Source organism: Pseudarthrobacter kochi (assembly GCF_055412805.1).
The window spans coordinates 1-8,730 of the sequence record NZ_JBVAYV010000076.1; the positions used below are offsets into that span (position 1 = coordinate 1).

The following is an 8,730-nucleotide window of genomic DNA, read 5'->3' on the forward strand; positions in this document are numbered from 1 at the left end:
GAACACCCAAGGGCAGCGAGGCCCGGCACCCCACCACGCACTCAGCCCGCAAAACCGCCAAAAGTCAGATCCAGATCATCAGCCCAGGCGGATCGGTGGATCAAGGCTTAGTCGGTCGCTGTACCTTTCAGTGACCACTCAAAGGTACCGTCCGCTCTTCGGTTACCGCGCAACCCCGCCGGGACGATGCGCGAAGTTCGGCCGGCTCCGCGCCGGCCGGCCCGTTCGGGGTTCGACAGGTGCCGTGGCAGTCATCAACGGCCAGCATTGGCAGTGTCGAAGAATCCCCTCATTCCGCTGTCCGAAATCCCCTCGGGCAGGTCAGGAAGCGCGGGCCAGCTGCCGGATCGGGATCCAGCGGGATGCCAGCCGGCGGTAGGCGGCCGCCGCTCCGGTCATGTCCCCTTCGGCCAGGCACTCAATGCCCAGCCGCACATCCATGGGTGAATCATCCGGGTAGACCTTGTCCGCCACGGCCCCATAATCCAGTTCCACCACCGACCCCGGGTGGAAGAGCTCCAGCCATTCAGTGAGCTGGGTGAGGTCCTCCAGCATGTCCAGATCCGGTGCGGCCAGGGCCAGGTGGGCCACCGCATAGCGGACCCGTTCCAGGGCCTCGGCGATGCTCGCGCGGATACGCACGGTGACAATCCGCCCCTCGGATTCCACCACATCGGTAGGGTCCGATTCCGTGAACAGGCAGAACCAACTGAACGGGATACCCCAGGTGGACGCCCGGGTGTGCACGCGGCCCAGCCCGGAATGCGCCCGCACCTCATCAATGCGTTCCTGGTGCCTGTCGCGCTGCTCCTCCGGGATCAGCAGCTGGGCCAGCGGCCCATGGATGCCCTCCATCAGGGCGTTGGCAGCCAGCCCGGCACGCAGCACCAGCTGGCTGGGGCAGTACAGCAACCGCTCGGGCCGGGCGGCCCCCGGTGCCGGGGCGCCGGCCGGATGTGCTGCCGGGGTGCCGCCTGCCAGAGGCACGGCCAGGACACGGACCAGGTCTGTCGCCCCGGTAGGGAACGGGTCCCCGCCCGGGCGGGTGATGCGGCCCAGGGAGGCAAGCAGCTCGGCGTTTTCGACGGCCGCCCGGGAAACGCTCCGGGCCCCCGCCGCGCGCAGGGCCCCTTGCTGGTCTTCCGGGAACGCCTCCAGGGGTTCGTAGATCCGCAGCGCGGAGGAGAACGGCAGCCCGGCCTGCCCGCGGTAGAGGTTTCCCGTCACTGGATCACGTCGCTTCCCGGGGCTGCGCCCATCAGTCGCCCAGCTCCACAATCACGGGGGCGTGGTCCGATGCGCCCTTGCCCTTGCGTTCCTCGCGGTCGATCGCCGCGCCGGTGACCCGGGCGGCCAGTGCGGGGGAGGCCAGCACGAAGTCGATCCGCATGCCTTCCTTCTTGGGGAAGCGCAGCTGCGTGTAGTCCCAGTACGTGTAGACGCCGGGGCCGGGGGCGTGCGGGCGGACAACGTCCTGGAAGCCGGCGTTCTCAAAGGCGTGGAAGGCGGCCCGCTCCGGATCGCTGACGTGGGTGAGGCCCTCGGTGCGGAAGTAGTCGATGTCCCAGACGTCGTCGTCCTGCGGGGCGATGTTCCAGTCGCCCATCAGGGCGATCCGGGCTTCCGGATCCTTCTGGAGCATGCCCTCGGCATGGGTCTTCAGGGCGTCCAGCCAGCTGAGCTTGTACGGCATGTGTTCATCGTCGAGGGCCCGGCCGTTGGGGACGTAGAGGCTCCAGACCCTGACGCCGCCGCAGGTGGCGCCTATGGCGCGTGCTTCCTGAACGGCGTCCTTGCCGTTCTTGCCGAAGACGGGCTGGTCCAGGAAGGTGCGTTCGACGTCGTCGAGCCCCACCCGGGAGGCGATCGCCACACCGTTCCACTGGCTCAGGCCAAAATGCGCAACCTCGTAGCCCATGTTTTCGAACAGCTCCCAGGGAAAGTTGTCGTCCTTGCACTTGGTTTCCTGGATAGCCAGGACATCACAGTCGGTGCGCTGAAGCCAGGCTTCAACACGGTCGGCACGGGCGCGGAGCGAATTCACATTCCAGGTAGCAATCTTCACAATCCCTAACTTACCGAACTTGGCTGCCGGACGAAGTTGCCCGCCAGCGACGCCCCTCTGGAATTTAGTAGGAAGTCCGAGTATATTCGGGAGCAGAAGATGGCGTGGGTCACACGTGGCCCGGCTGTCACCACGCAATCACACGGTGCAAAGGAGCATTCCATCATGGTTCGCGAACTATCCCATTACATTGACGGACAGCATGTTGAGGGCACCTCGGGGCGCTTCAGTGATGTCTACGATCCCTGCACTGGCGAGGTCCAGGCCAGGGTGCCCCTGGCCAGCACCGAGGAAGTCCGCAACGTGGTCTCCAACGCGGAAAAGGGCCAGCTCGAATGGGCGGCCATGAACCCGCAGCGCCGCGGCCGGATCCTGCTCAAGTTCGTTGACCTGGTCAACCAGAACCTGGACGAACTCGCCACGTTGCTGTCCTCCGAGCACGGCAAGACCTTCCTCGACGCCAAGGGGGACATCCAGCGCGGCGTTGAGGTCGTGGAGTTCGCCGCAGGTGCCCCGCACCTGCTCAAGGGCGAATTCTCGGACAACGCCGGAACCGGCATCGACGTCCACTCGCTGCGCCAGCCGCTCGGCGTCGTCGCCGGCATCACCCCGTTTAACTTCCCGGCCATGATCCCGCTCTGGAAGTCCGGGCCGGCCCTCGCCGCGGGCAACTCCTTCATCCTCAAGCCCTCCGAACGGGACCCCTCCGTGCCGCTGCGGCTCGCCGAGCTCTTCACCGAGGCCGGCCTGCCGGCGGGCGTCTTCAACGTCGTCAACGGCGACAAGGAGGCGGTGGATGCGCTGCTGGAGGACCCCCGGGTCCAGGCCATCGGCTTCGTCGGGTCCACCCCGATTGCGCAGTACATCTACGCCACAGCCGCCGCGAACGGCAAGCGCGCCCAGTGCTTCGGCGGCGCCAAGAACCACATGGTGATCATGCCGGACGCCGACCTGGACATGGCGGCCGATGCGCTGATGGGCGCCGGCTTTGGCTCCGCCGGCGAACGCTGCATGGCGATCTCCGTGGCCGTGCCCGTCGGCAAGGCCACCGGCGACGCGCTCGTCGCGAAGCTGGAGGAGCGGATCGCGGACCTCAAAGTCGGCCACAGCCTCGCCAAGGACTCGGACTTCGGCCCGGTGGTGGCGGCCTCCGCCAAGGAGCGGATCGAGGGTTACATCCAGGCCGGCGTCGACGAAGGCGCCACCCTGCTGGCCGACGGCCGCGGCCTCAAGGTCGAGGGCTACGAGGGCGGCTTCTGGGTCGGCCCCACGCTCTTCGACAACGTGACAAAGGACATGACGATCTACAAGGAGGAGATCTTCGGCCCGGTGCTCAGCGTCCTCCGCGCGGAGGACTACGACGAGGCCCTGCGCCTCTGCAGCGAGCACGAGTTCGGCAACGGCGTGGCCATCTACACCCGCGACGGCGACTCCGCCCGCGACTTCGCCAGCCGGGTCCAGGTGGGCATGGTCGGCATCAACGTCCCCATCCCGGTGCCGATCGCCTACTACACCTTCGGCGGCTGGAAGGCCTCCGGCTTTGGCGACCTCAACCAGCACGGCGCCGACGCCTTCCGTTTCTACACCAAGACCAAGACGGTCACCACACGCTGGCCCTCCGGCATCCGCACCGGCGCCAGCTTCGTGATGCCGGAAGGCAGCTGATGACGGGGAAACACTCCGGGGACAGCCCGTCAGCGGAGGTGCTGTTCGAACGGCGCGGCCGGCTGGGCGTTGTCACCCTGAACCGGCCCCAGGCCGTCAACGCGCTCACCGCGGGCATGGCCTCGGCCATGCTGGAACAGCTCACGCTCTGGGCCGACGACGACGACGCCGTAGCTTCGGTGCTGGTCCACGGTGCCGGTGACCGGGGGCTGTGCGCCGGGGGCGACATCGTGGCCATCTACCGCGACATGCTCGACGGCGGCGACGCGACGGCCGGTTTCTGGGCCGAGGAATACCAGCTGAACTCCCTCATTGCGGGCTACCCCAAGCCGTATGTGGCGTTCATGGACGGCCTGGTCCTGGGCGGCGGGGTGGGGATCTCCGCGCACGGCTCGGTCAGGATCGTCACCGAACGCACCCGGATGGGCATGCCGGAGACCACGATCGGCTTTGTGCCCGACGTCGGCGGAACCCTGCTGCTCTCCCGCTCGCCCGGGGAGACCGGCACCCATGCCGCCCTCACCGGCGCGCACCTGAGCGGCGCCGACGCCCTGTTCCTGGGGCTCGGGGACCACTTCGTCCCGTCCGCGGAGCTCGGGGACCTGGCCGAGGCCCTGGAACGCGAGTCAGCGGACACCGCCGTCGCCCGCTTCGCAGAGCAGGCGCCGGCCTCCGTCCTCGCGGCGCAGCAGGAATGGATTGACGCGTGCTACTCGAGCGACGACGCCGAGGAGATCCTGCGCCGGCTCCGGGCAGCGGGCGGGGAAGCCTCCGACGCCGCCGACACCATCGCGGCCAAGTCACCGACCGCCGTGAAAGTAGCGCTGGAGTCCCTGCGCCGCGTCCGGGGACTGACCCTCGAGGAAGCCCTGGAGCAGGAATACCGGGTGGGGCTGCGGTTCCTGGCCGGACCCGACTTCCGGGAAGGCATCCGCGCCCAGGTGGTGGACAAAGACCGCACTCCGCACTGGCAGCCGGCCAGCCTGGCGGAGGTCAGCCGCGACGACGTCGAATCCTATTTTGCGCCGCTCGGCGACCGTGAACTGAAGCTTTCGAAGGAGCGCAACAATGTCTGAAGCATCCCCGTCTGAACCGGCACAGCCCGGGGTACAGGCCGGCACCATCGCCTTCCTGGGCCTTGGCCACATGGGCGGGCCGATGGCCATCAACCTGGTCAAAGCCGGCTACACCGTGACCGGATTCGACGTGGTCCCGGCCGCACTGGAAACGGCCCGGGCGCACGGCATTGCCACCGCGGAGACCGCCGCTGAGGCCGCGGCGGGCGCCGCCGTCGTGCTGACCATGCTCCCCAGCGGCAAGCATCTGCTGGACGCCTACCGCGGCATCCCCGCCCAGCCGGGACAGCCCGGCCAGCCGGGCCTGCTGGACGTGGCATCGCCCGGCACCCTCTTCCTGGACTGCTCCACTATCAACGTGGACGAGGCGCGCGGGGCCGCGGAACTGGCCGTCGCGGCCGGCCACCGGGCCGTTGACGCTCCGGTATCCGGCGGCGTCGTCGGGGCCGAGGCGGGCACCCTGACCTTCATGGTGGGTGCTCTTCCGGAGGATTTCGAGGCGGTCAAGCCGATGCTCGAGGTCATGGGAAAGCGCGTGGTCCACTGCGGGGAGCACGGCGCCGGACAGGCGGCGAAGATCTGCAACAACATGATCCTCGGCGTCTCGATGATCGCGGTCAGCGAGGCCTTCGTGCTGGGCGAGAAGCTGGGCCTGACCCATCAGGCGCTGTTCGACGTCGCCTCCGCGGCCTCGGGCCAGTGCTGGGCGCTGACCACCAACTGCCCCGTGCCGGGACCGGTGCCGACGAGCCCGGCCAACCGGGACTACCAGCCCGGTTTCGCCGGAGCCCTCATGGCGAAGGACCTCAAGCTGGCGCTCAACGCGCTGGAAAGTACCGGTGTCGCCGCCAGGCTGGGGCCGCTCGCGTCCGAAATTTACGATACCTTTGCCGCGGAAGGCGGGGCGGGCCGGGACTTCTCCGGCATCATCACCGACATCCGGGACAAATCCGAACAGCAGCTGAGGGGACAGGCATGACGGAGCAGTACTCAAACATTCTGGTGGAGCGGCGCGGCCGGGTGGGGCTCGTGACGCTCAACCGGCCCCAGGCGCTGAACGCCCTCAACAAAGCCACCATGGACGAACTCGTGGCCGCCGTGTCCGCGATGGATACCGATCCGGACGTGGGCGCGGTTGTGCTGACCGGGTCCGCCAAGGCTTTTGCGGCCGGTGCGGACATCAAGGAAATGCAGTCCAAGGGGTACATGGACATGTACGCGGCCGACTGGTTCCGGGGCTGGGAAGACTTCACCCGGCTGCGCATCCCCGTGGTGGCGGCCGTGTCCGGATTCGCCCTCGGCGGCGGCTGCGAGCTGGCCATGATGTGCGATTTCATCATCGCGGGGGACAACGCCAAGTTCGGCCAGCCGGAAATCAACCTGGGCGTGCTCCCCGGCATGGGCGGCTCACAGCGACTCACCCGCGCCGTGGGCAAGTCCAAGGCCATGGACATGATCCTGACCGGTCGCTTTATGGACGCCGAGGAAGCCGAACGCGCCGGGCTGGTGTCCCGCGTGGTGCCGGCCTCGGACGTGGTGGAGGAGGCCCTCAAGGCCGCCGATGTGATTGCCTCCAAGTCCAAGCCGGTGGCGATGGTGGCCAAGGAAGCAGTCAACGCCGCGTTCGAAACCGGGCTGGCCCAGGGTGTGCTCTTTGAACGCCGGGTGTTCCACTCGCTGTTCGCCACCGAGGACCAGAAGGAAGGCATGGCGGCCTTCACCGAGAAGCGCCAGCCGGACTTCACGCACCGCTAGGCCGCACGACGCGCCAACGTTCCTGCGACGCGCCAACGTTCCTGCGACGCGCAAAAGCCCTGGCGCTGCCGCAATTCCGGTAGCGTCAGGGCTTTTGCGCGTCGCCAGGCAGGATCCGCCGCGGAAGGCGAAGGCATCGTGGGTGATGAACCGTGCGGCCGTGAACCCGGCCCAGAGGATCAGTGCGGTGATCAGGGTGTTGGCCAGGAAATTCCCGCCAAGTGCTGTGAGATGGCAGCGGACCCGGCCAGCACCCAGGCGCTGATGACGCTGACCACCAGGGTGATCAGGATCGGCTTCACGGCGTCCTTGGCATCCCCGCTCGGCGTGACCTTGGCGACGCGCATCCAGTAGTTGCCGAACACCTTCGGCGTGTACCAGGCGGACCCGACCGCCATGCTGGACAGCGTGGCCAGCAGTACCGCCCAGATGTTGATCTCCGGAATCATCGCGCTCTCCTCAAGTCCTGTGTTGTTTCTTCACGAAGTCCAGGGGACCGCCCGGGCGGTCCCGCGCTTTTGGTGACTACCTCTTTTGGGAGGTAGTTGGATGTCCACGCTTTTCGCTACAGTGATCTGAGTCACAGGGCCCGGCATTGGGGCTGTCATCAAAGGAGATTGCCATGACCTCAGTTTCACCGACTTCGCCGGCCGGGCTGCAAGCACCGCCCAGCCGCAAGACACTGCGTAAGGTTGCCTTCGCCAGCGCCGCCGGAACCACCATCGAGTTCTACGACTTCTTCATCTATGGCACCGCGGCCGCGCTGGTCTTTCCGGTCGTCTTCTTCCCGGCCCTCGGCGCCGCGGCCGGCACCATCGCTTCGTTCGGCACGTTCGCTGTGGCCTTCTTCGCCCGTCCTGTCGGCGCGATCATCTTCGGCCACTTCGGCGACCGGATCGGCCGGAAGAAAACCCTGATCACCACGCTGCTCATGATGGGCATCGCCACCGTGATGATCGGCCTCATCCCCGACGCCAGCACCATCGGCGTGGCCGCCCCCATCCTGCTGGTGGTGCTCCGCTTCGTGCAGGGCCTCGCCGTCGGCGGCGAATGGGCCGGTGCCACCCTCCTCGTGGCCGAATACGCCCCCAAGGGAAAACGCGGGCTCTTCGGATCCTTCCCGCAGCTGGGCCCGTCAGTTGCCTTCGCCCTGGCCAGCGGCACGTTCCTTATCACCAACCTCACGCTGGGAGACAAGTCCGAGGCCTTCATCACCATTGGCTGGCGGGTGCCGTTCATTCTCAGCGCCGTGCTGGTGCTCGTGGGCCTGTGGGTCCGGCTGAGCATCGAGGAAACCCCGGTGTTCAAGAACGCCGCCAAGGTCACCAATACCAGCACCAAGCTGCCCATCCTCGAATCAATCAGGCGCCAGCCGCGCGAAATCCTGCTCGCCGGCGGCTCCCTGACGCTCCTTTTCGCCTTCTTCTACGTCGGCACCGCCTACCTCACCAGCTACGCCACGAGCCCCACCGGCATGCAGCTGAGCCGGGTGGAGGTGCTGGGCACGGGCATGGTCGCCTCACTGTTCGTCGCCGCAGCCACCCTGGCCTCAGGCATCCTCTCGGATCGCTTCGGCCGCAAGAAGGTCATCGCCACCTCGTGCATCCTCGCCGTGCCGTGGTCCCTGGCGCTCTTCCCGATCCTTAGTGCGAACACCGTGTTCGCCTTCGGAATCGGCCTGACCGTCACCCTGGTGATCTTCGCCATCGCCTACGGACCCGCCGGTGCCCTGCTTCCGGAACTGTTCGAGACCCGGTACCGCTATACCGGTGCCGGCATGGGCTACAACCTCGCCGGCGTCGTGGGTGGAGGCATTGTCCCGCTCGTGGCGGCCCAGCTCGCCGTTACGTCCGGTGCGTGGTCCATCGGGATCCTGCTCGCCGGGATCGGCGTGTTCAGTGTGCTCTGCACCCTGGCTCTGCCCAACCGCGAAAAGCAGGGGCTGGAAGACGGCGGTCCGCACACCTCGTCGAAGCATGTGGACGAGACAGCATTTATCGAGCCCGTCGCCGGTCCCTAGGGATCTGAGCCGAGTCAATCGAGACTGGGGATTCCGACGTGGGGGATCCCCTGGTTGGGGGAGCGGGGCTGGGGGGGGGGAGGGAAAAAAACACCCCCCACACGAACCCCACCCCCCCCCCCCCCCCTCCCCCCCCCCCCCCACCCCTC

The 8,730-nt window shown here is 67.5% G+C and carries 8 protein-coding genes; 5 read left to right on the forward strand and 3 right to left on the reverse strand.

Annotated elements, in window-relative coordinates:
• Positions 1-321: 321 nt before the first annotated feature.
• On the reverse strand, positions 322-1,227 hold the full coding sequence (locus ACZY0Y_RS19175) for a DUF8083 family protein (protein ID WP_463959842.1): 906 nt from the start codon (positions 1,225-1,227) through the stop codon (positions 322-324).
• A 31-nt stretch (positions 1,228-1,258) separates the two neighbouring features.
• Positions 1,259-2,065: an exodeoxyribonuclease III gene (locus ACZY0Y_RS19180; RefSeq protein WP_463882160.1), complete on the reverse strand. Its 807-nt coding sequence runs from the start codon at positions 2,063-2,065 to the stop codon at positions 1,259-1,261.
• 165 nt (positions 2,066-2,230) lie between these two features.
• Between ACZY0Y_RS19180 and ACZY0Y_RS19185 the strand changes: the two genes are divergently transcribed.
• From ACZY0Y_RS19185 to ACZY0Y_RS19200, 4 genes are read left to right on the forward strand one after another with little or no spacing between them, the layout of a single operon-like run.
• A complete protein-coding gene (locus ACZY0Y_RS19185) occupies positions 2,231-3,730 on the forward strand; it encodes a CoA-acylating methylmalonate-semialdehyde dehydrogenase (RefSeq protein WP_463882161.1) in 1,500 nt (499 codons plus the stop codon).
• Positions 3,730-4,806, forward strand: a complete 1,077-nt coding sequence (locus ACZY0Y_RS19190; protein ID WP_463959843.1) for an enoyl-CoA hydratase/isomerase family protein — start codon at positions 3,730-3,732, stop codon at positions 4,804-4,806. Before ACZY0Y_RS19185 ends, ACZY0Y_RS19190 begins: the two co-directional genes overlap by 1 nt.
• Positions 4,799-5,785 carry a 3-hydroxyisobutyrate dehydrogenase gene (gene mmsB, locus ACZY0Y_RS19195; protein WP_463882165.1) on the forward strand — a complete coding sequence of 329 codons (987 nt, stop codon included), beginning with the start codon at positions 4,799-4,801 and terminating at the stop codon, positions 5,783-5,785. The genes ACZY0Y_RS19190 and mmsB overlap by 8 nt, the downstream gene beginning before the upstream one ends.
• Positions 5,782-6,561, forward strand: a complete 780-nt coding sequence (locus ACZY0Y_RS19200; protein WP_463959844.1) for an enoyl-CoA hydratase — start codon at positions 5,782-5,784, stop codon at positions 6,559-6,561. The genes mmsB and ACZY0Y_RS19200 overlap by 4 nt, the downstream gene beginning before the upstream one ends.
• Before the next feature lie 191 nt (positions 6,562-6,752).
• Here the strand turns inward: ACZY0Y_RS19200 and ACZY0Y_RS19205 are convergent, their stop codons facing one another.
• Positions 6,753-7,010 carry a DUF1761 domain-containing protein gene (locus ACZY0Y_RS19205; RefSeq protein ID WP_463959845.1) on the reverse strand — a complete coding sequence of 86 codons (258 nt, stop codon included), beginning with the start codon at positions 7,008-7,010 and terminating at the stop codon, positions 6,753-6,755.
• Between the two features lie 173 nt (positions 7,011-7,183).
• Between ACZY0Y_RS19205 and ACZY0Y_RS19210 the strand changes: the two genes are divergently transcribed.
• Positions 7,184-8,581 carry an MFS transporter gene (locus ACZY0Y_RS19210; RefSeq protein WP_463959846.1) on the forward strand — a complete coding sequence of 466 codons (1,398 nt, stop codon included), beginning with the start codon at positions 7,184-7,186 and terminating at the stop codon, positions 8,579-8,581.
• Positions 8,582-8,730 lie beyond the last annotated feature (149 nt).